This window comes from Chromobacterium sp. CV08 (assembly GCF_051129845.1).
In the GTDB taxonomy this organism is placed as follows: Bacteria; Pseudomonadota; Gammaproteobacteria; order Burkholderiales; family Chromobacteriaceae; genus Chromobacterium.
Genome location: NZ_CP150453.1, coordinates 1,804,301 through 1,826,338 on the forward strand (window position 1 = coordinate 1,804,301; position 22,038 = coordinate 1,826,338).

Here is a 22,038-nt window from a genome sequence, read left to right on the forward strand (position 1 = left end):
GCTAGGCGATGGCCGAGAGCAAATACCAGCTGCTGATCCGGCTGGCCGACGAGCGCCAGCAGGCCGCCGCCGAGCGGATGAGCCTGGCGCAGAACAGCCTGAACCAGTCGCGGATGCGGCTGGAGCAGCTGGAAAACTTCCGCGACGAATACCGCCAGCGCCTGGTCGCCGGCGGCAGCCAGGGCATGTCGGTGGTCCAGTATCAGGATTTCCGCCGCTTCCTCGCCAGGCTGGACGAGGCGATGGAGCAGCAGCAGCAGGACGTCGAGCGCTGCACGCAGCGTTTCGTGCTGGAGCGCCAGGCCTGGCAGATGGAGTACAAGAAGCTGAAGGCCTACGAGAAGCTGTTGCAGCGCGAACGCGAGCGCGAAGCGCTGCGCGAGGCCAAGCTGCTGCAGAAGCAGACCGACGAGTTCGCCACCCGCCGTTTCTGGGATCAGACCCACGGAGACGACGCCTGACTTGGCACGCTCCTTGCTTTCATTGACGGCGTCACTGTCAGTCGAGGCTTCATCATGACCATCATCGTCAATACGCCCAGCGCGAACGCGAATCCGGCGACCGGCGCCGCAGGCGGCGCGGCGGGGGCCGCCACCGGCGCGGGGGGCGGCGCCTCCGGCGATCTGTTCGCCAGCCTGCTAGGCATGCAGATGAGCATGGTGGGGGCGATGTTGCCGGGTCTCGGCGATGGCGGAGATGGCAAGCCTGCCGACGACAAGCCCGCCAGCAAGGCCGAATCGACCGATGCCGGCGATGCCCAGGCCGCGCTGGCGATGCCGCTGGTGGCGGCCTTGCAGGCCAGCCTGCAGCCGCAGCAGACGCAGCAGGCCGACGTCAAGGCGCCGACCCAGGATCTGCTGGCGCAGCAGACGGCGACGGCCGCCGTCGATCCGGCTGCCTTGCTGCAGGCCAAGCAGGTGTTCAACTGGCAAGGCGACAAGCAGCAAAAATTGCCGGACCCGGATCAGACCGCCGCGCAATTCTTGCCGCTGCAGCAATTGCAGCCGCAGCAGAATCCGCAACCGCAGCAGCAGGCGGCCGGCGTGGCCGCGCAGCAGCTGACGCTGCCGCAGACGCTGAGCGACCCCAGCTGGGGCAAGGCGCTGGGCGAACAGATGCTGACCATGGTCAATCTGAAGATGGACAAGGCGCAGATCCAGCTGAATCCGCCGCAGATGGGGCCGATCGAGGTCACGCTGAAGATGAACGGCACCGATCAGGCCCAGGTCTTGTTCACCGCGGCGGTGCCGGCGACGCGCGAGGCGCTGGAAAACAATATGCACCGGCTCAGTTCGATGATGTCGGCCAACGGCATACAGCTGACCGATTCTCAGGTGTCCAGCGGCCAGTCCGGCCAGCAGCAACAGGCTTATCAGCAGAGAAAAAACCGTCAGGAACAAGGCCTTGGCGAAGTCGACGGCAACGACGCGCTGACCGCGATCAAGGCCGCGCGCGGCATACTCAGCATCTTCGCCTGACCCGATTTTGATATTGACACTGTTCATTGCGCCGAGAAAACTGGAAAATAAGCTTGGGAAATCGTTTAAGATTTCACTAGGCACTCGATAAAAGAACAGGTCATAAATATGTCTGATGATAAAAAGGCGGAAAAAAAGGCGGGCGGTGGCGGCAACAAGCTGATGCTGATCGTCATCATTCTGCTGGTCCTGGTGCTGGCCGCGGTAGGCGGCCTCGCTGCCTATATGTTCACCAATATGAACAAGCCCCAGGCGGGGGCGCAAGCCGAGCAGGTCAAGGAAAAACCTAAGAAGAAACACGAAGGTCCGCCGATTTTCGAGAAGATGGACACCTTCGTCGTCAATCTGGCCGGCAACGACGGCAGCCTGCTGCAGATCGACATGCAGGCCGAGCTCGGCGACGAGGAAGCCAAGAAGAAATTCACCGATTATGCGCCGAAGATCCGCAGCGCGGTGATTCTGCTGCTGTCGTCCAAGACCGCCGCTGAAATCAGTTCCGCCGACGGCAAGGTGAAGCTGAAGGCCCAGGTCAAGCAGATCATCAACGAGGCGATGGACGCGGGCGACGAACCCGTGGTCGACAGCGTTCTCTTCACTTCCTTCATCATCCAGAAGCAATAAGCGCCATGGGCGACGATATCCTGTCCCAGGAAGAGGTAGACGCGCTATTACGAGGCGTCTCCGGGGAGGACGAAGACGACGACAGCGGGCAGGATGGCCAGGGTGTCCGCGGCTACGACATCGGCCGGCAGGAACGCATCGTCCGCGGGCGGATGCCGACGCTGGAAATCATCAACGAGCGTTTCGCCCGCAATCTGCGCATCGGCCTTTTCAACTTTCTGCGCCGCAACGCCGAAATCTCGGTCGGTCCGGTGCGGGTGCAGAAGTACAGCGAATTCATCCGCAACCTGGTGGTGCCGACCAACCTGAACCTGGTGCACGTCAAGCCGCTGCGCGGCACCGGCCTGCTGATCTTCGATCCGGACCTGGTGTTCCTGATCGTCGACAATCTGTTCGGCAGCGACGGCCGTTACCACGTGCGGGTGGAGGGGCGCGATTTCACGCCGACCGAGCAGCGCATCATCCACCGGCTGCTGGAAGTGGTGTTCACCGAATGCCAGAAGGCGTGGGAGCCGGTCTACCCGATCGAGTTCGTCTACCTGCGCTCGGAAATGAACACCCAGTTCGCCAACATCGCCACGCCGACCGAGGTGGTGGTGGCGATGACCTTCCATATCGAACTGGGCGCAGGCGGCGGCGACTTCCACATCTGCCTGCCGTATTCTATGGTGGAGCCGATCCGCGACCTGCTGTCCAGCACGATGCAGGCCGACCGCACCGAGGTCGACAACCGCTGGGTCAATCTGATGACCCACCAGGTGCAGGCGGCCGAGGTGGAGCTGGTGGCCAGCCTGGCCCACGCCAAGGTGACGCTGGGGCAGATCCTCAATCTGAAGAACGGCGACGTGGTGATGATAGAAATTCCCGAGCGGGTGGAGGCCGACGTGTCCGGCATCCCGGTGTTCGAGGCCAGCTACGGCACCGTGCAGGGCCGTTACGCGTTGAAGGTGGAAAAGATACTGGCGGGGGCCCATGAGTTCATGGAGTCGCCTGGAGAGCAAGAGCAATGAGCGAAGAAGAGCAGCAGGCCGGCGCAGCCGGCGCCGAGGAAGAAGTGTCGATGGACGACTGGGCCGCCGCGATGGCGGAGCAGGAGGTCGCGGAAGAGCAGCAGCCGGCGGCGGAGCCGGTGCCGGCACAGGGTCTGTTCCAGGAGATCGGCGCCGGCGCCATCGCAGGCGGTCCGCCGAACCTCGACATGATCCTGGACATCCCGGTGCAGCTGACGGTGGAACTGGGCCGCACCAAGATCGCCATCCGCAACCTGCTGCAACTGGCGCAGGGCTCGGTGGTGGAGCTGGACGGCATGGCCGGCGAACCGATGGACGTGCTGGTCAACGGCTGCCTGATCGCCCAGGGCGAGGTGGTGGTGGTCAACGACAAGTTCGGCATCCGCCTGACCGACATCATCACGCCGGCCGAACGCATACGCCGCCTGCAGAAATAATGACGATGAGCCGAATCCGAAAAACGCGCCCGGCGTGGCCGGGCGCGCTATGCCTCCTCGCGTCGGCCCCGCTGCTGGCCGCGCCCGTCCAGGCGCCGGCCGCGGCGCCGTCGCCGTTCGTCAGCCTGCTGCAGGTGATATTCGGCCTGGCGGTGGTGCTGGGCGCCATCGTCGGCGTCGCCTGGCTGTTCAAGCGCCTGTCCGGCGGCGTGATGGGCGCCGCGGGACGCATCCGCGTGGTCGGCGGCACCATGGTCGGCCAGAAGGAACGGGTGGTGATCGTCGAGCTGGAGGGCGAGTGGCTGGTGCTGGGCGTGACGCCGCAGCAAGTCAATCTCTTGAGCAAGATGCCGCGGCCGGAAGGCGCGGAGGCGCCGCCGGAGATGCCGGCCGAGCCGTTCGCGCGCTGGCTGAAGGCCGCGCTCGACAAAAGCCGCGCGTCGCAGGGGCGGCAGGACAAATGATGAACAAGAAGATGGCGATCGCCCTGCTCAGCGGCGGGGCGTTGATGCTGCCGTTGCTGGCCGACGCGGCGGCCGGGCTGCCGTTGATGACCAGTACGCCGGCGGCCGGCGGCGGGCAGAGCTATTCGCTCAGCCTGCAGATGCTGTTGTTCATGACCGCGCTGACCTTCATCCCGGCGATGCTGCTGATGATGACGGCCTTTACCCGCATCGTCATCGTGCTGTCGCTGCTGAGGCAGGCGCTGGGCACGACGCAGTCGCCGCCGAACCAGGTCATCGTCGGCCTGGCGCTGTTTTTGACGCTGTTCGTGATGGGGCCGACCTTCGACCAGGTGTACAACAAGGCCTGGGTGCCGTTCTCCGACGACAAGATCAGCTTCAACCAGGCGCTGGACGAGGGTTCCAAGCCGATGAAGGCCTTCATGCTGCGCCAGACGCGCGAGAAGGATCTGGCCTTCTTCATCGAAATCTCGCAGTCGGAGAAGCCGCAGAGCAAGGAAGACGTGTCGATGAAGACGCTGGTGCCGGCCTTCGCCATCAGCGAATTGAAGACCGCGTTCCAGATCGGCTTCATGATCTTCATCCCGTTCATGATCATAGACCTCGTCGTCGCCAGCATACTGATGGCGATGGGCATGATGATGGTGTCTCCGGTGACCATCTCGCTGCCGTTCAAGATGATGCTGTTCGTGCTGGTGGACGGCTGGACGCTGCTGATGGGCTCGCTGGTGCAGAGCTTCTACACCGGATGAGCGCGCGGCTGCAGACGTTGGCGGAGGCCGATTTGCCAGCCTGCTTCCGCCTGTTCCGCGAAAGCGTGCTCGCGCTGGCCGGAGGCGTGTATTCCGCCGAGCAATGCGAGGCTTGGGCGCCGGCGCGGCCATGGGACGAAGGGATCGACGGCGCCTGGCGCAAGCGGCTGGACGGCGCGTGGGCATGCAAGGCGGTGGCCGGGGACGGTCGCCTGGCCGGTTTCGCCTGGCTGAGGCGCGACGGCGAGTTCGACATGCTGTTCGTCGCGCCTTGGGCGGGCCGCCGGGGCCTGGCCGGGCGGATGATCGCCGAGCTGGAGGCGCAGGCTGCGCGCGAAGGCGTGACCGCGCTGTACGCCTGGGCCAGCCATGCGGCCCGGCCGGTGTTCGAGCGCGCCGGCTACGGCCTGCTGCGCGAGAACCGGGTCGACAAGGGCGGCGTGGCGATCGACAATGGCTTGCTGGCCAAGGGCGGCTGGCGGGAGGAGGGGGCATGAGTCCGGAACTGATCATCAGCATCGTGCAGAACGCGCTATACATCCTGATCATCGTGTCGGCGCCGGTCTTGCTGACCTCGCTGCTGGTCGGCCTCCTGGTCAGCATCCTGCAGGCCGCCACGCAGATCAACGAGATGACGCTGACCTTCATTCCCAAGCTGCTGGCGATGTTCCTGGTGCTGGTGCTGGCCGGGCCGTGGATGCTCAATACGCTGATCGAGTACACCACCCGGCTGTTCCAGAGCATACCCAATGTGATCGGCTGATGGCGTTTCCGATCACCGATGTGCAGATCAATGCGCTGGTCGGCGCCTTCGCCTGGCCGTTCGCGCGCATCATAGGCCTGTTCCTGGCCGAGCCCATCTTCGCCTACCGGGGCGTGCCGCGCAGCTTCAAGGCCGCTTTCGCGCTGGTGCTGACCGTGCTGCTGACGCCGTTGCTGCCGCCGTTGCCGGCGGTGCCGCTGGTTTCGGGCGAAGGCGTCGCCATCCTGCTGCAGCAATTGCTGATCGGCCTGGCGATGGGCTTCGTCATGCGCATCGTCATCAGCGCGGTGGAGCTGACCGGCTTCATCGTCGGCGCGCAGACCGGCCTCGGCTTCGCGATGTTCTTCGATCCGATACACGCGGCCCAGGTGCCGGTGCTGTCGCAGATGCTGTCGCTGTTCACCTTCTTCATCTTCCTCGCCTTCGACGGCCACCACATGGTGTTGCGGGCGCTGGCGGAAAGCTTCCAGGTGCTGCCGATAGGCATGGCGATGCCGGCGCAGGGGCTGAAGGCGCTGGCGCTGTGGGGAAGCCATCTGGTCGAGTGGGGCGTCTGGCTGGCGATGCCGGTGATAGGCGCGCTGCTGATCACCAACCTGGCCATAGGCGTGATGACGCGCGCGGCGCCGCAGTTCAACATCTTCACCTTCGGCTTTCCGCTGACCATCATGGTCGGTTTCGGCGCCCTGTATCTGACGCTGCCGATGATGATTCCGGTGATAGAGCAGATGTACCGCGCCGGCTTCGAGATGATGCTGAGGATGCTGCAGGCCAAGTAGCGCCGCCTCTCGTGGACTGCGGCCGCTTTCTGTTAAAATGGCGCGATCTTCAAGAGCGAACCGGGTTCGCCCGAACCGAGACAACAGACAGAGGCAAATATGGCAGGTCACAGCAAATGGGCTAACATCCAGCACCGCAAGGGTCGCCAGGATGCCAAACGTGGCAAGATCTTCACCCGCCTGATCAAGGAAATCACCGTCGCCGCCAAGATGGGCGGCGGCGACGTCAATATGAACCCGCGGCTGCGCCTGGCGGTGGACAAGGCCAAGGCCGAGTCGATGCCCAAGGACAATATCGAGAACGCGATCAAGCGCGGCACCGGCCAGCTGGAAGGCGTCGACTACGTCGAGTGCCGCTACGAAGGCTACGGCATCGCCGGCGCGGCGGTGATGGTGGACTGCCTGACCGACAACAAGACCCGCACCGTCGCCGACGTGCGCCACGCCTTCTCCAAGTACGGCGGCAATATGGGCACCGACGGCTGCGTGTCCTACCAGTTCAAGCACTGCGGCTATCTGGTGTTCGCCCCGGGCGTCGACGAGGACGCGCTGATGGAAGCGGCGCTGGAAGCCGGCGCCGAGGACGTGGTGACGAACGAGGACGGTTCGATCGAAGTGATCACCGGTCCGTACGAGTTCAGTGACATCAAGGACGCGCTGGAGGCCAAGGGCTTCAAGTCCGAGGTCGGCGAAGTGACGATGCGCGCCGACAACGAGACCGAACTGAGCGGCGACGACTCCGCCCGCATGCAGAAGCTGCTGGACGCGCTGGAAGATCTGGACGACGTGCAGGACGTGTACACGTCGGCGGTGCTGGCCGAATAAGCCGGCCCCTATCGTCGCAAGCAACCCGGCCCTGGCCGGGTTTTTTCATGCCGGAGGCGGTGAAAGCCGCCACAGGCTTGGGTCGCGGACGCAGCCGGTGTAAACTGGCGTTTTGCGCCAGCCGCACCCGCGCCAGGAACCGAAACGCACATGCATCGACCGCACGCCGCACGCCGCCAGCACCTGCTGAACCAGATCGGCGCAGGCATCGCCCTGCTGCCCACCGCGCCGGAGGCGGTGCGCAACGCCGATTGCAACTATCCCTACCGCCCCGACAGCTATTTCCTGCATCTGACCGGCTTCTCCGAACCGGAGGCCGTACTGCTGCTCGATGGCCGCAGCGGCAAGTCCGTCCTGTTCTGCCGCGAACGCAATCCGGAAATGGAAATCTGGGACGGCTTCCGCCACGGCCCCGACGGCGCGCGCGAAGCCTTCGGCTTCGACGAGGCCTATCCGCTGTCTGAGATGGACGAGCGGGTGCCGGAGCTCTTGGACGGCTGCGAGCGGCTGTGGTGGCCGCTGGGCCGCCATGGCGCCTTCGACCGCCGCGTCAACGGCTGGCTCGACGCCGTGCGCCGGCGCGCGCACGCCGGCCGCCGGCCGCCGGCGCATTACGGCGATCTGTGCTCGCTGCTCGACGAGATGCGCATGGTCAAGGACGAGGCCGAGATCGAACTGCTGCGCCGCGCCGGCGAGATTTCCGCCGCCGGCCACGTGCAGGCGATGCGGGCGGCGCGGCCCGGCCTGTATGAATACCAGCTGGAGGCGGAGCTCTTGCACGCCTTCGTGCGGCGCGGCGCGCGCCAGCCGGCCTACGAGAGCATCGTCGCCGCCGGCGCCAACGCCTGCACGCTGCATTATGTGGCCAATGACGCGCTGATCGCCGACGGCGAGCTGGTGCTGATAGACGCCGGCTGCGAATGGCAGGGCTACGCCGGCGACATCACCCGCACCTTCCCGGCGAACGGCCGCTTCAGCGGCCCGCAGCGCGACGTGTACGAGATCGTGCTGGCGGCCGAGCTGGCCGGCATAGACGCGGTCCGGCCGGGCGCGGCGTGGAACGCTCCCGGCGACGCCGCGCTGGCGGTGCTGGCGCGCGGCCTGCTGGACCTGGGCCTGCTGTCCGGCACCGTGGACGGCGTGATCGAGTCCGGCGCCTACCGCCGCTTCTACATGCACGGCGTCGGCCACATGATAGGGCTGGATGTGCACGACGTCGGTCTGCGCAAGCAGGGCGACGAATGGCGCCGCTACCGGCCCGGCATGTGCACCACCGTCGAGCCCGGCCTGTATATTCGGGCCGCGGCCGATGTGCCTGAGGCCTTCCACAATATCGGCGTGCGCATCGAGGACGACGTGCTGGTGACGGCCGACGGCAACGAGGTGTACACGGCGGCGGCGCCGAAGACGATAGACGAGATCGAGGCGCTGATGCGCGGAGAACAGACATGAAGGCGATGAACGGCGAACACGCCGACGCGCTGGTGGTCGGCGGCGGCCCGGTCGGCGCGCTGGCGGCGCTGCGGCTGGCGCGGCAGGGCCGCAGCGTGCTGCTGGTGGAAGCCAGGGCGCGCGGGGCCGAAGTCAGCGACGCCCGCGCGCTGGCCCTGTCCTGGCACAGCCGCCAGCTGCTGGCCGAGGCCGGCGCCTGGCCGGACGGCTTGTCGGCCACGGCGATAGACACCGTGCACGTGTCGCAACAGGGCAGCTGCGGCCGCACGCGGCTGGACAGCGCCGACCTGGGCCTGCCGCACCTGGGCGCGGTGGTCGATTACCCGGCCCTGGTCGCCGGTCTGGCCGGCGCGCTGGAGCGGGCCGGCGTGAGGGTGCTGTGGCAAAGCCGCGTGCTGTCGGTGAAGAGCCTCAGCCAGTACGCCTGCGCCGAGGTCGACACGCCGGATGGCCGGCGCCTGCTGACCGCGCGCCTGCTGGCGCTGGCCGAGGGCGGGGCGCTGGCCGATTCGCTGCCGGGCGTCAGGCGCCTGACGCACGATTACCGCCAGTGCGCGGTGCTGGCCGAGGTGGAGACCGAATTGCCGCCGGCCGGCGTCGCCTACGAGCGCTTCGCCCACGACGGTCCGCTGGCGCTGCTGCCGCACGGCGATCGCTACATGCTGGTGTGGACCCGCAGCCGCGCCGACGCCGAACGGCTGGCGGCGGCCGACGACGCCGATTTGTGCGCCGAGCTGCAACAGGCTTTCGGCGAGCGCCAGGGACGCATCCTGTCCATCGGTCCGCGCGCCGGCTTCCCGCTGGCGCTGCGCCAGGCGAGCCGCGTGGTCAGCGGCAGGGTGGTCCTGATCGGCAACGCCGCGCAGACCATGCATCCGGTGGCGGCGCAGGGCCTGAACCTGGGGCTGCGCGACGCCGTCGGCCTCGTCGACGCGCTGGACGGCGCGGCCGATCCGGGCGACGCCGCCGCGCTCAGGCGCTATGCCGGCTCGCGCAAGCTGGACAGCCACGCGGTGGTCGGCTTCACCCATGGATTGATCAAGTTGTTCGACGGCCACCGGCCATGGCAGAACGCGCTGCGCGGCATCGGCATGACGGCGCTGGACGTCCTGCCGCCGCTGCGTCGCAAGTTCGCCGGCCATCTGGTGTTCGGCGTGCGGGGGTGACGATGACTCACGACAGATATCACGCCGTCGTTGTCGGCGGGGGCCTGGTCGGCGCCAGCCTGGCGCTGGCGCTGGGCCGAGCCGGCAGGCGGGTGGCGCTGCTGGAGGCGCGCGAGCCGGACTTCGCCGATCTGGAACAGGGCTGGGATGCCCGCGTCTACGCGGTCAGTCCGGCGAACCGGCGTTTTCTGGACGGCATCGGCGCCTGGCCCGACATGGAGCGGATCGGCACGATAGCGACGATGGACGTGCGCGGCGACGCCGGCGGGCGGATCGCGTTCTCGGCCAGTGACGCCGGCGGCGACGCCGACGCGCTGGCCTGGATCGTCGAGAACCGCTGGCTGCTGGCCGCGCTGTGGCGGCGCTTGCGCGACGAAGGGGTCGAGTTGCTGACCGGCGCGCCGGCGGCGGCCTTGTCCACCACGCCCGGCGAGGCGCGCCTGAGCTTGGCCGACGGCCGCGAATTGCGGACCGAGCTGCTGGTCGGCGCCGACGGCGCCAACTCCTGGGTGCGCGGCCAGCTGGGCCTGCAGGCCAGCGTCAAACCGTACGGCCAGAGCGGCGTCGTCGCCAATTTCGCCTGCGAGCGGCCGCACGGCGGCGTCGCGCGGCAATGGTTCACCGGCGACAGCGTGCTGGCCTGGCTGCCGATGGCCGGGAACCGAATCTCCATGGTCTGGTCCACCTCTGATCCGCAGGCCTTGCTGCAACTGACGCCGCAGGCGCTGGCGGCGCGCGTGGCCGAGGCCGGCGGCCGCCAGCTGGGCGCCTTCGAAACCATCACGCCGGCGGCGGCCTTTCCGCTGCGGCTGGTGCAGCCGGAGGCGGTGGTGGCCGAGCGCGTGGCGCTGGTCGGCGACGCCGCCCACACCGTGCATCCTCTGGCAGGCCAGGGCGTCAACCTGGGGTTCCAGGACGCGGCGCAACTGGCGGCGCTGCTGGCGGGGGCGCCCGACTGCGGCGACTGGATGCTGCTGCGCCGGCACCAGCGGCAGCGCCGCGAAGCGGTGGCCGCCATGCAAATGGGCTGCGATGGCCTGTACCGGCTGTTTCATGCCAAACTGCCCGGACTGCCATGGCTGCGCAATACCGGCCTGTCGCTGACCAACTGCCTGGCACCGCTGAAGCGGCAGTTCGCTCGGCAGGCGATCGGATAACCATTCCACACGGACAAACTACCTGATGAAAACAAGACTGAAATCGCTGGCGCTGGCCAGTTCCATGCTGATGTCGCTGGCCGCCTGCTCGCAAGCCGCCGGCGGCAATCTGGAAGACGTGAAGAAGGCCTTCCTCAGCCACTTCCCGAGCAAGCAGGTGAAGAGCGTCAGCGCCACGCCGGTCAAGGGCATCTACGAGCTGGTGGTGGAAGGCAAGCAGGTGGTCTATGTCAACAGCGACGCCAGCTATCTGTTCGTCGGCGACCTGATCGACACCAAGAGCAAGGAAAGCCTGACCGAGAAGAAGATGGCCGAGCTGTCCAAGGTCGACTTCAACTCGCTGCCGCTGCAATACGCGTTCAAGGACGTGCGCGGCAAGGGCGAGCGCAAGATGGCGGTGTTCACCGATCCCGACTGCCCGTACTGCAAGAAGCTGGAGCGCGAGAGCCTGAAGGACATCGACAATGTCACCATCTACACCTTCCTGTATCCGCTGACCCAGCTGCACCCGGACGCGATGCGCAAGGCCAAGCAGATCTGGTGCTCGCCGGACAAGGCCGCCACCTGGACCGCCTTCATGCGCGACGGCAAGCCGCTGACCGGCCCGGACAACTGCGACACGCCGCTGGACAAGATCCAGGCGCTGGGCGAGAAGCTCGGCGTTACCGGCACGCCGGCGCTGGTCTTCGCCAATGGCCGCGTGGTGCCGGGCGCGATAGACGGCAGCGACATCGAGAAGCTGCTGAGCGCCAAGTAAGCCGGACGAAAACGGGGCCGCGGTCCCGTTTTTTCCGGGAGTTTGAATGGGAGCGGGCATGAGGGCGCGGCGCGGGGAAACGGCGGGACGCCTGCTGCTGATGCTGTGCTTGTCGCTGCTGGCCCATGCGGCCTTGCTGTGGCTGCCGCTGCGGCCCGGTCAGTGGGAGGGCGTCCGTCGCGACGGTTTGCGGGTCAGCTTGACGGCGGCGACAGAGCGCGTTCCGCAAGCGGCGCAGCCGCAGCGACCGCAGCCGCCATCGTCCGAGGTCGCCGCCGCCGGGTCGTCCGGCACGGCCTCGGCCGCCGTGGCGGCGCCGCTGCGCGAGGACGGCGACAGGCTGAGGCTGGGCGCCGACGTCTACTACCCGGCGCGCGAACTCGACCAATTGGCGCAGCAGCTGGGACCTATCACGCTGCCGGACGTCGATCTGGCCGCGCCGGCGGCTCCCATCGTCGCGCTGGTGTTCATCGATGCCGACGGCCAGGTCGACGCGGTGCGCTTCGAAGGCAGTCCGCCGCCGGCGCTGGCGGCCGTCGTCGCCCCGGTCTTCCGCTCGACACGCTACCTGCCCGCCCGCAAGGACGGCCTCGCGGTCAAAAGCTACAAGCGCATCCGTATCGAACCGCAGGTGGAGCCGCCGGCTGCGATGTCGCATTGAGTCCCGCTTCATGCTAAATTGTCCACCGTTCCGGCGCATGCCGGAGGGCTAACACTTCCAGGGGCGGAGCGAACCGCCCCGGTAATCGACAAAGGAAACGCCATGTCTGATCTGCAGACGCTGTTCACCCAGGCCCAGGCCGACGTCAAGACCCTGTCCGAGCGCCCGGACAACCAGACCCTGCTGCAGCTGTACGCGCTGTTCAAGCAGGCCACCGAAGGCGACGCCAATGGCGAACGCCCGGGCATGATGGATTTCATCAACCGCGCCAAGTTCGACGCCTGGGAAAAGCTGAAGGGCAAGGACGCCGCGGCCGCGATGCAGGAATACGTGGACGTGGTCAACAAGCTGCTGGCCGACTAAGACCCGCTAACAAAACCCCTGATCCTGCGTTGCGCCTCCTTGTCGTACTACTTGTACTGCCTGCGTCGGCGCGCCTTGGCTCAGGTACGCTGCGCGGTTTTGTTAGCGGCTCTAAGCCGAGCCGGACCGCGAATCCAGCCGAACGGCGCCCGATGGGCGCCGTTTGCTTTTGGCGCTCACCAGCAGCCGCTGACGCTGAGCGAGCCGCCTCCGGCGGCTATATTGCTCTGATTGCCCAGATTGTCGAGCTGGTAGGTCTGGCAGCTGTCCTGCGCCTGCGCGCCCTGCGGCGTCGCCGTCAGCACGAAGGCGGTGGCGCTGGCGCTGGAGATGGCCAGCGCGTAGTAATTGTTGCCGTTGCCCGGCACGTAGACCGGCCCGCTGGCATAGCCCAGCGTCGCCAGCTGGCTGGCGTAGCCGTTGTTCAGCGAATAATAGCTCTCCTGGCGGGTGGCCAGGTCCTGCAGCGCGGTCTTGGCGGCCGTGCGGTTCGATTGCAGGATGAAGGTCCGGTAGGACGGGATGGCGATGGCCGCCACGATGGCCAGCACCGCCATCGCGATGACCAGCTCCAGCAGCGAGAATCCCCCGGGTGCGCGCTTGTTCCTCACCTTGCCTCCGTTCGCGGCGTTCATCGCAGTTCTATCCAGTTCAATCTGGCGTGCAGATCGAAGGCGGCCGGGTTGATCTGCGGCGGCGTGGCGATCGGGCCGCCGTTGATGCTGCTGCCGATGGCGAAATAATTGTTCTGGTAGCTTACCACGCTGGGACTGCCGGCCATATTGATGGCGATGCCGTTGATCGCGTTGCCGCTGATGCCGCTGAAATTGCCGGCGTCGTTGGCGTAGAAGGAGCGGGCGGTCGCGCCGCCGGTCTTCATGTTCAACGACATGGTGAAGCCGGTGGCGGAGGAGACGGTGCACGAGGAGGCGGCGGTGCTGGGCGGGATCGTGGTGTTGACGGTGAAGGTGCCCAATTCGTTGACCGGGTTGTACACCACCTGCTCGCCGCTGCCGGGCAGGTTCAGCAGCCAGCCGTAGCTGTTGTTGGTGCTGCAGCCGCTGCCGCCCTGCCAGCACACGGCATTGCTCGACAGCGCGCGGTAGCCCTGCACCGAGCCCAGCGTCGAGCTGTAGGAGGCGGTGACGGTCTGCGCGCTCAGGTTGCCGGGACGCAGCGTCAGGCCGCCGACCGGCGCGCTCTGGCCGTAATAGTCCGACGAGGCGCTCAGCGCGTTCCAGCCGGACATGTCCCAGTCCCATACGCCGTACAGGCTCTGCGTGCCGCCGGCGTAGACGTCGGGCGAGGTGGTGGTGAACGGGATCTTCTGGCCGGTGCCGAAGCCGATCAGCACGCGAGGGAGGGCGTCGCCGACCGGGATGGCCGACACCAAGAGCTTGCTGGTGATCGGTTGCAGGCTGCGGCTGCAAGTGCCGCCGCTGACCTGGGCATTGGTGCAGTAGGTGTACTGGCTGGTGAACAGCGGCGCGGCGACGCCCTTGCCGTATTGCGACACGCTCCAGGCCGACGGGCTGCTGCCGGTGACGTCGAAGCGCCAGACATTGCCGAACAGATCGCCGGCGTAGAGGTAGTCGGTGATGCCGTCGCCGTCCAGGTCGGCGGCGGTCGCGTAGTAGATGCCGTTGTTGCCCCCGCCGCCGGACGGATCGTTGCCCGGGCCGCTGCCGGTGTCCAGCTCGTAGAAACTGAGGGCGCCGCTGCCGGATACCAGCATGATGAAGATGGCGGCATGGCCGTTGGCGCTGTTGTAGCCGTTGCCGAATATCGCTCCCCACTGGCCGTTGTGGAAGCGCGCGATCACCGGCGTGCCGAAGGTGTAGCCGAGATCGTTGCCGCAAGTGCTCTTGTTCACGCAGCTCAGCGTGCCGCTGCCGATCTCGCTCAGCACCAGGCTGGCGGCGTTGGCCTCGGAGAAGTTGGCCGGATTGGTGACGTCCAGCAGATACAGCGCCTGGCCGCCGGCGCCCATGCCGCCGAGCAGCCAGGTATGCCAGGCGTTGTTGAAGAACAGATCGTCGGCGGCCGGCGTCGCGTCGACGAAATACTGGTGGGCATAGGTCGGGCTGCTGAACTGGACGGTGTTGGCCTGGGCCGCCGCCGGCAGATAGGCGATCATCTCCTGGCCATCGTTCGGCACCGTGCTGGTGGCGTAGTTGCCGCTGCTGTCCTCGGCGCCGCTGCGGAAGCCGTGCAGCATGCCGTCGTTGCCGCCGCCGTAGATGATGTTGGCGCGCGTCAGATTGGCGGACTTGAAGCTGCTGTAGCTTTGCGCGCCGCCGGCGTTCTCGGCCGGCGTGGCGGACGGATACAGCCTGTCGCTCCAGACGTCGGCATAGCCGTTCTGCGGCGGGCCGACCCAGATCGGACTGCTGTTGACGATGTCGCCCAGGACGCTGTCGCGGTCGCGGAACAGGCCGACGCCCAGCGTGTTGACCTCGTTGCCGCGCGAGCCGCGCAGATACGAAACCCGCGCCGAGCCGTTGCCGTCGCCGTTAAGCGCGCTCTGCTGGGCGGTCGACAGATTGGCCCACTGGAACGGAATGCCCTGACTGCCGTTCCAGCTCAGTATCGCCCGGCTGGCCTGAGCGCTCATATTGTTGACGCCTGTGGCGCTGCAGTTGCCGCCGGTCAGCACGCAGGAGGCGTCCCAGCTGGCGGTGGTGGCCACCGTCACCTGGCCGGTGGCGCTGTTGCCCATCAGCGCGTACGACGCCAGCTCGCCCCACCAGTTGTCGGCGTGGTAGCTGGCCACGTATTGTTGGGTGCCGGTCTTGACCAGCGCGGTCTGCTGGCTGTTCAGGCCGCTGGAGCTGGCGGTCTGCGTCGATGGCTGCACCTGGAAGCAGGCCAGTTCGTGGACGTTGCGGCTGCCGCCGGTCGAACCGGCGAAGCCGAAGGTGATCTGGCTGGGCAGCGGCCCGCTGACCGCGGTGTTGTTGATGTCGTAATTGGAGATCACCGGCACGTAGGCGCCGTTGTTGTAGCTGTACCAGAGGCTGAGCAGATTGCCGGTGGTGATCTTCAGCTTGTAGCTGATCGGCACCGCCTGGCCGCGTTTGGCGGCAGACTCGTTGGCCATCGGCTGGCTGGACGGCAGCTGATAGACGCCGCTGCCGGTGCCGGGGATGTTGATGAACGGGTAGTTCATCACGCTCTGCAGGCCGTAGCGGCCGGTCTTGCACACGCCCTGCACCATGGACGCGCTGAAGCTGCCGCCGAACTGGCCGGCCAGCGCGCTGGCGGCGACCGAGCCGGCGCCGCGCAGCGAGATGTTTTGCGGTCTGGCGCCGGGGCCGGTGGCCGTGTTGTCGTTGCTGGAGCCGCCGTTGGGGAAGTTGCCGTATTCGTCCATGCCCAGGCCGAGGTAGCCGCCTATGATGCCGTTGTACGGCGAATTGACGTTGGAGCAGCTGTAGCCGAGGCTGCCGCCGAAGGAGCCGACCGCGCTCGGAATGGCGGACAGCAGGAAGAAGCTCATGCCGTCGGCGCCGTCGCGCGCCGAGCCGCCGGAATCGCCGTTGTAGGTATAGGTGGTGAAGGTGGCCTGCAGACCGCTATTGGACGGAAACAGATTGTTGTAGACGATGGCGCCGGACTGGTTGCCGGCGCTGTTGGTCAGTCGCAGGGCGCCGTTGCCGACCGGATCGGGCAGCGTGCCGGCGTAGCCGCCGATCTGGGTGTTGCCGCTGGGATCCTTGCTGCCGCAGGCGGGAACCGAGCCGCTGCCGCCGCCGGCGGTCATGCAGGCGCCGCCGAAGACCAGCCAGTTCAACTGGGCGGAGGCGCCGGTGAAATTGTCGGCTATCGTCACCGCTAGGCCGGCGTAGGGCCAGCAGGCGAAGGCGAGGCAGGCGGCGAGGAGGCGCGGTTTCATCGTCATTTCCCCAGGTTGGACACGCCGGAATACAGCGTGTAGGTACTCTGCAACACCACGACCGAGTTGGCGTTGCCGCCGTAGCCCAGCGTGGTCAGCTGGTAGAGGGCGCCGTTGCCGCCGGCATTGAGCCCCAGGTACTGGATGTAGAGCTGGGGCGCCTGGTAGAAGGTCTGGCTGCCGCCGTTGGCGGCGACGCTCATATACGGCGGAGAATAGGTATAGCCGCCGGCCCAAGGCAGCGCCGAGGGATTGGACAGCCCGTTGGCGCAGATCTGCGGCGAGCTCTGGGCGCCGCTGCAACTGACGGCGACGGCATTGGCGTTGTTGCCTTGGGCCAGCCACCATTCGCCGTACTGCAAGGCCGCCTGCGCCGCCTCGAAGGCGCGGCCCTTCTCGCGCATATTGCCGGCCATCCGGCCCTGCAGGCCGACGTTGCGCATCATTGCCAGGCCGATGATGGTGATCACGATCAGCATCATCAGCGCCGCGATCAGCGTGAAGCCGCGCGGGCGGTCGGAGTCGGGGGGGCGGACGCGGCGGCTCATAGCTGGTTCATCAGTCCTATCAGCCAGGACAGCGTGACGCTGGCCGGCTGCCCCGGCTTGCCGGCCAGCGGATTGGCCATCGTCAGCGTCACCCGGATCGAGCGCACCGTCTGGCCGGCCGGCAGATTGGCGGCGTTGTAGTAGTGGTTGACCGAGCCGCTGTTGTTGGAATCGACGCCGTACAGCACGCGCATATTGCTGACTCCGTCGACCAGCACTTGGGCCGCGCCGCCATTGACCGAGCAGGTCAGCTGATTGTTGGGGCTGACGGAGAACTGATTGACGTAGACCTGGTTGGCGCTGCCGGTGTTGCCGGCGCCGTTGCAATTGAGGATGTTGTCGCCCGGCGCGGTGGCGAAGCGCACGCTCAGCGTGTCCGGCGGGCCGTAGCCGCCGGCGATGGACTGCCCGGCGGCGAAGGCGCCTGCCGCCGGCAGCGCGGTGGCGACTGTCTGCGTCTGCGGGGACGGGTAGTAGCCGGCGGACTGGACGATGGTGTTGATGATGGTCATCGCTGTGCGTTGGTTGTCCTGCAGCTGGGCCAGGCCGCTCTGATTGCTCTCGGTCAGCTCGGTGGAGGTGAAGATCATGATCAGGACGCTGAGCAGGAACAGGCCTATGCCTATGGCCACCAGCACCTCGATCAGGCCGCTGCCGCGTTGCCTCCTCATGGCTCCACCACCATCTGGTAATTCTGGGTGGCGGTGCCGGACGCCGTCGAGGCTGCGTTCACCGCGCTTTTCTTCTCCAGCCAGTACACGGTGATCGTGCAGGCGGTCGGCGAGGAGCCGCTGCCGGCGGCGCAGACGATCTGGCCGCTGCCGCCGGGCAGGGCCGCCAGCGTGCCGCTGCCCCATTGGACGACGTCGTAGCCGGCCATCGCGGCCGCGCCGCAATTGGTGCCCGACGCCGCGCAGTCCACGCTCTGGCTCAGCGTCGGCGAGCCGCTGACGCCGCTGGCGCCGACGCTCCAGCTATTGCTGGCGGCGGCGGACAGGCTGCCCCAATAGGCGGTGTTGGCGTGCATCGCCGCCGCCATGCTCTCGGCGGCGATCGAGCCCAGGCTGCGGGTGCGGGCGATGCTGGTGTTGTTGATGGCGGCAGCCTGCATCGCGGCGATGCCGAGCAGGCCCAGTGAAATGACGATCAGCGCCACCAGCACTTCCAGCATGCTGAAGCCGGCCTGCGGAGGAGGGCGGGTCATGGGCATGTGAACTGTCCGGTGGCGTCGGTCTGTCCGCTGCCCAGCATCTGCGGATGGCCGACCGCGGCCAATGCCAGGCAGCGGCGGTTGGCGGCCGCATTGTCAGCGGTATTGAACGTCAGCATGCCGACATTGGCGGCCGGCGCGTAGCCCATGCGATTGAAGCACAGCGCCGGGTTGGCGCCGTTGCTGTAAACGGCGGAGTCGCCGCTGGCGAAAGCCTTCTGCAGCCGCAGCACGGTGCCGCCGCTGTCGCCGCAGCTGTTGTTGGCGGCGACCAGCACGATCCAGCCGGTCGCCCAGTTGGTGTTGCTGCCCGATCCGTTGCAGCTGGCGCCGTTGCTGGACGGGCAGACCAGCACCACCTGTCCGCGCTTGATCGCCTCGTTGCGGGCGAACAGTACATCGCCGTACAGATTGCCGCTTTCCGACAACAGCGCGTTGGTGGCGACGGTGCGCTGATAGGCGGGAACGGCGAAGGCCAGCACCAGCCCCAGCAGCGCCATGACGATCAGCAACTCCAGCAGGGTGAAACCGCGTTCTTCATCCATGACATGATGCCCAGTCTGCCGCAGACGTTTTCTCATTATCGATCAAGTCGATAGCGGATCAGTGGCCGCTAGTCCGGCGACGCCGGCCTTTCGTCGTCAAAACAATCCTAATTGTAGGACCAGGCTTGCAGGATGGCCTGCAGCGCCGGGTGCTGCAGCTTGCGGCGGCTGGCGCTGAGGTAGTAATGCTCCCAGACGCCGTCCAGCGCGCCGACCCGTTCCAGGCCGGGCAGGCCGGCGGTGTCGTCGGGCAAGGCCGGCGTCGGACAGAGTCCCAGCCCCTCGCGGGCGAAGGTCTCCATCAGCGCGTAGTCGTCGAATTCGCCTATCACGCGAGGCCGCAGCCGCTGCGCCTCGAACCAGTGCTCCAGCTGGCGGCGCAGCACGTTGTCGCGGCTGGGCATCAGCAACGGAGCCTGCTCCAGGCTGGCGGGAAAGCCCGGTCGATAGCATTCGCCGAGCGCCGGGCAGGCCAGCAACAGCACAGGGCAGCGCAATAGCTGCCAGGACTGGAATTGCTGCTGCTCGCTGCTGGCGACCGGCCGGTCCGCCAGCACCAGATCGAGCCGGTGGCGACCCAGTTCGCCTATCAGCTCGTCGAAATCGCCCTCGCTGCAACTGAGGCGCAGGCTGGCGTCCAGTTCCAGCGCCGGCTGCAGCAGGCGGCTGGCGATGCGTTTCGGCAGCACGTCGGACACCCCGGCCGCCAGCCTCAGCACCTGATCCAGCCGCGGGTCGGCCAGCGCCTCCGCCAATTCCTCGCCGAGCAGGAAGATGCGGTCGGCGTAACCCTGCGCCACGCGGCCGGCTTCGGTCAGTTCCAGTCCGCGGCCCTGCTGGCGGAACAGCGACCGGCCCAGCTGCTGCTCCAGCCGGGAGATCTGGCCGCTGACGGTCTGCATGCTGACGCCCAGCTGCTCGGCGGCGCGGGTGACGCTGCCGGTGCGGGCGACCGCCCAGAAATAATGCAGATGCTTGTAGTTGAGGCTGTCCATTTAATTATTCGAAAAATTCGTATCGATTATCAGATTTTACTTTATTTTTTCGATGTTTTCCGTGGCATACACTGCAGTGTGGCTATGGCGGAGCCGTGGCCGATGACGGGATGCATTTCGGGAGACTGAACAATGAAACGGGTGATTTTGCTGATTGTGACCAACATCGCGGTGATGCTGGTGCTGAGCCTGAGCGTGAGGCTCTTGGGCCTGGACCGCTTCGTCACCGCCGGCGGGCTGAACCTGGGCATGCTGCTGATGTTTTCGGCGGTGCTGGGCTTCGGCGGCGCCTTCATCTCGCTGGCCCTGTCCAAGACCATGGCCAAGTGGAGCACCGGCGCGCGGGTGATCACCCAGCCGTCCGGCCAGACCGAGGTCTGGCTGCTGAATACCGTGCGCAAGCTGGCCGACCGCGCCGGCCTGGCCATGCCCGAGGTCGCCGTGTACGACGGCGAGCCCAACGCCTTCGCCACCGGCCCCAGCCGGTCGAATTCGCTGGTGGCGGTGTCCACGGGCCTGCTGGCCAATATGACGGAACAGGAAGTGGAGGCGGTGCTGGCGCACGAGATCGCCCACATCCGCAACGGCGACATGGTGACGCTGACGCTGATCCAGGGCGTGGTCAACACCTTCGTATTCTTCCTGGCCCGCGTCGTCGGCTATCTGGTCGACAGCTGGTTGAAGCGCGACGAGGAAAACAGTTCCGCCGGCACCGGCATAGGCTATTTCGTCACGGTCATCGTCTGCGAGATCGTGTTCGGCATCCTGGCTTCCTTGGTGGTGATGTACTTCTCGCGCCAGCGCGAGTTCCGCGCCGACGCCGGCGCCGCCGAGCTGCTGGGCTCGCCGAGGCCGATGGCCGACGCGCTGCGCCGTCTGGGCGGCATCGAGGCGGACGGTCTGCCCCAGAACCTGGCCGCCTCCGGCATCGCCGGCGGCCGCGGCCTGCTGGGCCTGTTCGCGACCCATCCGAGCATGGAAGAACGCATCGCGGCGCTGGAAGGCCGCGGCTGATGGAGCCGGCGGCGGTTTTCCGCCGCCGCGCGTTGATGGATGGAACGGAGTGTTGAATTGATCGATTTTCTGACCGCGCCGGCGCTGGGCTATCCGCTGTGGATCTGGCTGGCCTTCCTCGCCGGCGTGCTGGCGCTGCTGGCCTTCGACCTCGGCGTGCTGCAGCGGGACGGCCGCGAGATAGGCGTGCGCGACAGCCTGAAGCTGTCGGCTTTCTACATAGGCGTCGGCCTGGCTTTCGGCGGCTGGGTGTGGTGGTATCGCGGCGCCGACGCCGGCGTGCAGTATCTGACCGGCTATCTGCTGGAGAAATCGCTGTCGCTGGACAATGTGTTCGTGATCTCGCTGATCTTCGGCAGCATGGCAGTGCCGCGCGCCTACCAGCACCGGGTGCTGTTCTGGGGCATCCTGGGCGCCATCGCGATGCGGGCCTTGATGATAGGCGCCGGCGCCGCGCTGGTGGCCCAGTTCCAGTGGGTCTTGCTGTTGTTCGGCGCCTTCCTGCTGCTTGCCGGCCTGAAGATGCTGTTCGCCGCCGACGAGGAGGCCAAGCCGCTGTCGGAGCAGAAGTTCTACCTGTGGCTGCGCCGCCGGATGCGGCTGACGCCGGATTTGCACGGCAGCGCCTTCCTTGTGCGAGGCGAGCGGCACGGTCTGGCGAAAGGCTGGTGGGCGACGCCGCTGCTGCTGACGCTGATCCTGGTGGAGTCTGCCGATCTGGTGTTCGCGGTGGACAGCATCCCGGCCATCTTCGCGGTGACCCAGGACCCGTTCCTGGTCTACACCTCGAACATTTTCGCCATCCTGGGCCTGCGCGCGCTGTATTTCGCGCTGGCGGCGATGGTGCACCGCTTCCACTATCTGAAGTACGCGTTGGCGCTGGTGCTGGTGCTGATAGGCGTCAAGGTGGGGCTGGTCTATCTGCACGATGCCGGCCTGGTGGCGTTCAAGCTGCCCACCGCCTGGTCGCTGCTGGCGACGGTGTGCCTGCTGGGCGGCGGCGTATTCTATTCGCTGTACCGGACCCGGGGCGGCGAGGCGGCGGGCTGAGGCGAGGAACCAATCGGCTTTTCCACCGCTCAAACAGGCGGAGCGTCCGTCGCTTTCGCGATGTGCTCCGCCTGTTTGCCGCCTGCGCGGCGCGGG

At 66.9% G+C, this 22,038-nt stretch carries 26 protein-coding genes; 19 read left to right on the forward strand and 7 right to left on the reverse strand.

Annotated elements, in window-relative coordinates; all coding sequences use genetic code 11:
• Positions 1 to 8: 8 nt before the first annotated feature.
• The 17 genes from fliJ (at position 9) to WNM05_RS08785 (ending at position 12,685) form a co-directional block, all read left to right on the forward strand.
• Positions 9 to 461 carry a flagellar export protein FliJ gene (gene fliJ / locus WNM05_RS08705; RefSeq protein ID WP_434634206.1) on the forward strand — a complete coding sequence of 151 codons (453 nt, stop codon included), beginning with the start codon at positions 9 to 11 and terminating at the stop codon, positions 459 to 461.
• A 54-nt stretch (positions 462 to 515) separates the two neighbouring features.
• On the forward strand, positions 516 to 1,478 hold the full coding sequence (locus tag WNM05_RS08710) for a flagellar hook-length control protein FliK (protein ID WP_434634207.1): 963 nt from the start codon (positions 516 to 518) through the stop codon (positions 1,476 to 1,478).
• Between the two features lie 108 nt (positions 1,479 to 1,586).
• On the forward strand, positions 1,587 to 2,099 hold the full coding sequence (locus tag WNM05_RS08715; protein WP_434634208.1) for a flagellar basal body-associated FliL family protein: 513 nt from the start codon (positions 1,587 to 1,589) through the stop codon (positions 2,097 to 2,099).
• Positions 2,100 to 2,104: 5 nt separating this feature from the next.
• On the forward strand, positions 2,105 to 3,109 hold the full coding sequence (gene fliM / locus WNM05_RS08720; protein ID WP_434634209.1) for a flagellar motor switch protein FliM: 1,005 nt from the start codon (positions 2,105 to 2,107) through the stop codon (positions 3,107 to 3,109).
• The gene (gene fliN / locus WNM05_RS08725) at positions 3,106 to 3,546 is read left to right on the forward strand and encodes a flagellar motor switch protein FliN (protein WP_434634210.1); all 441 of its coding nucleotides are present in this window, start codon (positions 3,106 to 3,108) and stop codon (positions 3,544 to 3,546) included. Before fliM ends, fliN begins: the two co-directional genes overlap by 4 nt.
• A 5-nt stretch (positions 3,547 to 3,551) precedes the next feature.
• Positions 3,552 to 4,010 carry a flagellar biosynthetic protein FliO gene (gene fliO / locus WNM05_RS08730; protein WP_434634212.1) on the forward strand — a complete coding sequence of 153 codons (459 nt, stop codon included), beginning with the start codon at positions 3,552 to 3,554 and terminating at the stop codon, positions 4,008 to 4,010.
• Complete coding sequence (fliP, locus tag WNM05_RS08735) at positions 4,010 to 4,762, forward strand: flagellar type III secretion system pore protein FliP (RefSeq protein ID WP_434634213.1); 753 nt, start codon at positions 4,010 to 4,012, stop codon at positions 4,760 to 4,762. The genes fliO and fliP overlap by 1 nt, the downstream gene beginning before the upstream one ends.
• A gap of 32 nt (positions 4,763 to 4,794) precedes the next feature.
• Positions 4,795 to 5,259 (forward strand): GNAT family N-acetyltransferase, encoded by a 465-nt coding sequence (locus WNM05_RS08740; RefSeq protein ID WP_434634214.1) that lies wholly within the window; start codon positions 4,795 to 4,797, stop codon positions 5,257 to 5,259.
• Positions 5,256 to 5,525, forward strand: a complete 270-nt coding sequence (gene fliQ / locus WNM05_RS08745) for a flagellar biosynthesis protein FliQ (protein WP_043579223.1) — start codon at positions 5,256 to 5,258, stop codon at positions 5,523 to 5,525. The genes WNM05_RS08740 and fliQ overlap by 4 nt, the downstream gene beginning before the upstream one ends.
• Positions 5,525 to 6,304, forward strand: a complete 780-nt coding sequence (fliR, locus tag WNM05_RS08750; protein ID WP_434634215.1) for a flagellar biosynthetic protein FliR — start codon at positions 5,525 to 5,527, stop codon at positions 6,302 to 6,304. Before fliQ ends, fliR begins: the two co-directional genes overlap by 1 nt.
• Before the next feature lie 99 nt (positions 6,305 to 6,403).
• The gene (locus tag WNM05_RS08755) at positions 6,404 to 7,129 is read left to right on the forward strand and encodes a YebC/PmpR family DNA-binding transcriptional regulator (RefSeq protein WP_434634216.1); all 726 of its coding nucleotides are present in this window, start codon (positions 6,404 to 6,406) and stop codon (positions 7,127 to 7,129) included.
• A 150-nt stretch (positions 7,130 to 7,279) separates the two neighbouring features.
• Positions 7,280 to 8,581 carry an aminopeptidase P N-terminal domain-containing protein gene (locus WNM05_RS08760; RefSeq protein WP_434634218.1) on the forward strand — a complete coding sequence of 434 codons (1,302 nt, stop codon included), beginning with the start codon at positions 7,280 to 7,282 and terminating at the stop codon, positions 8,579 to 8,581.
• Positions 8,578 to 9,747 (forward strand): FAD-dependent oxidoreductase, encoded by a 1,170-nt coding sequence (locus WNM05_RS08765; protein WP_434634220.1) that lies wholly within the window; start codon positions 8,578 to 8,580, stop codon positions 9,745 to 9,747. The genes WNM05_RS08760 and WNM05_RS08765 overlap by 4 nt, the downstream gene beginning before the upstream one ends.
• Before the next feature lie 2 nt (positions 9,748 to 9,749).
• The gene (locus tag WNM05_RS08770; RefSeq protein ID WP_434634223.1) at positions 9,750 to 10,904 is read left to right on the forward strand and encodes a UbiH/UbiF family hydroxylase; all 1,155 of its coding nucleotides are present in this window, start codon (positions 9,750 to 9,752) and stop codon (positions 10,902 to 10,904) included.
• A 25-nt stretch (positions 10,905 to 10,929) separates the two neighbouring features.
• A complete protein-coding gene (locus tag WNM05_RS08775; protein ID WP_434634226.1) occupies positions 10,930 to 11,661 on the forward strand; it encodes a DsbC family protein in 732 nt (243 codons plus the stop codon).
• A 58-nt stretch (positions 11,662 to 11,719) separates the two neighbouring features.
• On the forward strand, positions 11,720 to 12,322 hold the full coding sequence (locus WNM05_RS08780; RefSeq protein WP_434634228.1) for a hypothetical protein: 603 nt from the start codon (positions 11,720 to 11,722) through the stop codon (positions 12,320 to 12,322).
• A 102-nt stretch (positions 12,323 to 12,424) separates the two neighbouring features.
• Positions 12,425 to 12,685, forward strand: a complete 261-nt coding sequence (locus tag WNM05_RS08785; RefSeq protein WP_434634230.1) for an acyl-CoA-binding protein — start codon at positions 12,425 to 12,427, stop codon at positions 12,683 to 12,685.
• 176 nt (positions 12,686 to 12,861) lie between these two features.
• On the opposite strand, the gene WNM05_RS08790 is transcribed toward WNM05_RS08785, so the two are convergent.
• The 7 genes from WNM05_RS08790 to nhaR form a co-directional block, all read right to left on the reverse strand.
• Complete coding sequence (locus tag WNM05_RS08790; protein WP_434634231.1) at positions 12,862 to 13,320, reverse strand: type IV pilin protein; 459 nt, start codon at positions 13,318 to 13,320, stop codon at positions 12,862 to 12,864.
• Complete coding sequence (locus WNM05_RS08795; protein WP_434634233.1) at positions 13,317 to 16,580, reverse strand: pilus assembly protein; 3,264 nt, start codon at positions 16,578 to 16,580, stop codon at positions 13,317 to 13,319. The genes WNM05_RS08790 and WNM05_RS08795 overlap by 4 nt, the downstream gene beginning before the upstream one ends.
• Positions 16,581 to 16,582: 2 nt before the next feature.
• On the reverse strand, positions 16,583 to 17,128 hold the full coding sequence (locus WNM05_RS08800) for a pilus assembly PilX family protein (RefSeq protein WP_434634236.1): 546 nt from the start codon (positions 17,126 to 17,128) through the stop codon (positions 16,583 to 16,585).
• Entirely contained in the window at positions 17,125 to 17,799 is a 675-nt protein-coding gene (locus WNM05_RS08805; protein ID WP_434634238.1) for a PilW family protein, read from the reverse strand. Before WNM05_RS08805 ends, WNM05_RS08800 begins: the two co-directional genes overlap by 4 nt.
• The gene (pilV, locus tag WNM05_RS08810; protein WP_434634239.1) at positions 17,796 to 18,338 is read right to left on the reverse strand and encodes a type IV pilus modification protein PilV; all 543 of its coding nucleotides are present in this window, start codon (positions 18,336 to 18,338) and stop codon (positions 17,796 to 17,798) included. Before pilV ends, WNM05_RS08805 begins: the two co-directional genes overlap by 4 nt.
• Positions 18,329 to 18,883, reverse strand: a complete 555-nt coding sequence (locus WNM05_RS08815; protein WP_434634240.1) for a GspH/FimT family pseudopilin — start codon at positions 18,881 to 18,883, stop codon at positions 18,329 to 18,331. Before WNM05_RS08815 ends, pilV begins: the two co-directional genes overlap by 10 nt.
• Positions 18,884 to 18,990: 107 nt before the next feature.
• On the reverse strand, positions 18,991 to 19,878 hold the full coding sequence (gene nhaR / locus WNM05_RS08820; RefSeq protein WP_434634241.1) for a transcriptional activator NhaR: 888 nt from the start codon (positions 19,876 to 19,878) through the stop codon (positions 18,991 to 18,993).
• A 132-nt stretch (positions 19,879 to 20,010) separates the two neighbouring features.
• Here nhaR and htpX point away from each other — a divergent pair, with 132 nt between their 5' ends.
• Both htpX and WNM05_RS08830 read left to right on the forward strand, forming a co-directional pair.
• Positions 20,011 to 20,892 carry a protease HtpX gene (gene htpX, locus WNM05_RS08825; RefSeq protein ID WP_434634243.1) on the forward strand — a complete coding sequence of 294 codons (882 nt, stop codon included), beginning with the start codon at positions 20,011 to 20,013 and terminating at the stop codon, positions 20,890 to 20,892.
• A 57-nt stretch (positions 20,893 to 20,949) separates the two neighbouring features.
• The gene (locus tag WNM05_RS08830; RefSeq protein WP_434634245.1) at positions 20,950 to 21,942 is read left to right on the forward strand and encodes a TerC family protein; all 993 of its coding nucleotides are present in this window, start codon (positions 20,950 to 20,952) and stop codon (positions 21,940 to 21,942) included.
• Positions 21,943 to 22,038: the final 96 nt, after the last annotated feature.

Bases quoted from the DNA above. Each gene is read 5' to 3' on its own strand.
- fliJ (WP_434634206.1), top strand. From the start codon at position 9: ATGGCCGAGAGCAAATACCAGCTGCTGATCCGGCTGGCCGACGAGCGC.
- WNM05_RS08710 (WP_434634207.1), top strand. From the start codon at position 516: ATGACCATCATCGTCAATACGCCCAGCGCGAACGCGAATCCGGCGACC.
- WNM05_RS08715 (WP_434634208.1), top strand. From the start codon at position 1,587: ATGTCTGATGATAAAAAGGCGGAAAAAAAGGCGGGCGGTGGCGGCAAC.
- fliM (WP_434634209.1), top strand. From the start codon at position 2,105: ATGGGCGACGATATCCTGTCCCAGGAAGAGGTAGACGCGCTATTACGA.
- fliN (WP_434634210.1), top strand. From the start codon at position 3,106: ATGAGCGAAGAAGAGCAGCAGGCCGGCGCAGCCGGCGCCGAGGAAGAA.
- fliO (WP_434634212.1), top strand. From the start codon at position 3,552: ATGAGCCGAATCCGAAAAACGCGCCCGGCGTGGCCGGGCGCGCTATGC.
- fliP (WP_434634213.1), top strand. From the start codon at position 4,010: ATGAACAAGAAGATGGCGATCGCCCTGCTCAGCGGCGGGGCGTTGATG.
- fliQ (WP_043579223.1), top strand. From the start codon at position 5,256: ATGAGTCCGGAACTGATCATCAGCATCGTGCAGAACGCGCTATACATC.
- fliR (WP_434634215.1), top strand. From the start codon at position 5,525: ATGGCGTTTCCGATCACCGATGTGCAGATCAATGCGCTGGTCGGCGCC.
- WNM05_RS08755 (WP_434634216.1), top strand. From the start codon at position 6,404: ATGGCAGGTCACAGCAAATGGGCTAACATCCAGCACCGCAAGGGTCGC.
- WNM05_RS08760 (WP_434634218.1), top strand. From the start codon at position 7,280: ATGCATCGACCGCACGCCGCACGCCGCCAGCACCTGCTGAACCAGATC.
- WNM05_RS08765 (WP_434634220.1), top strand. From the start codon at position 8,578: ATGAAGGCGATGAACGGCGAACACGCCGACGCGCTGGTGGTCGGCGGC.
- WNM05_RS08770 (WP_434634223.1), top strand. From the start codon at position 9,750: ATGACTCACGACAGATATCACGCCGTCGTTGTCGGCGGGGGCCTGGTC.
- WNM05_RS08775 (WP_434634226.1), top strand. From the start codon at position 10,930: ATGAAAACAAGACTGAAATCGCTGGCGCTGGCCAGTTCCATGCTGATG.
- WNM05_RS08780 (WP_434634228.1), top strand. From the start codon at position 11,720: ATGAGGGCGCGGCGCGGGGAAACGGCGGGACGCCTGCTGCTGATGCTG.
- WNM05_RS08785 (WP_434634230.1), top strand. From the start codon at position 12,425: ATGTCTGATCTGCAGACGCTGTTCACCCAGGCCCAGGCCGACGTCAAG.
- WNM05_RS08790 (WP_434634231.1), bottom strand. From the start codon at position 13,320: ATGAACGCCGCGAACGGAGGCAAGGTGAGGAACAAGCGCGCACCCGGG.
- WNM05_RS08795 (WP_434634233.1), bottom strand. From the start codon at position 16,580: ATGAAACCGCGCCTCCTCGCCGCCTGCCTCGCCTTCGCCTGCTGGCCC.
- WNM05_RS08800 (WP_434634236.1), bottom strand. From the start codon at position 17,128: ATGAGCCGCCGCGTCCGCCCCCCCGACTCCGACCGCCCGCGCGGCTTC.
- WNM05_RS08805 (WP_434634238.1), bottom strand. From the start codon at position 17,799: ATGAGGAGGCAACGCGGCAGCGGCCTGATCGAGGTGCTGGTGGCCATA.
- pilV (WP_434634239.1), bottom strand. From the start codon at position 18,338: ATGCCCATGACCCGCCCTCCTCCGCAGGCCGGCTTCAGCATGCTGGAA.
- WNM05_RS08815 (WP_434634240.1), bottom strand. From the start codon at position 18,883: ATGGATGAAGAACGCGGTTTCACCCTGCTGGAGTTGCTGATCGTCATG.
- nhaR (WP_434634241.1), bottom strand. From the start codon at position 19,878: ATGGACAGCCTCAACTACAAGCATCTGCATTATTTCTGGGCGGTCGCC.
- htpX (WP_434634243.1), top strand. From the start codon at position 20,011: ATGAAACGGGTGATTTTGCTGATTGTGACCAACATCGCGGTGATGCTG.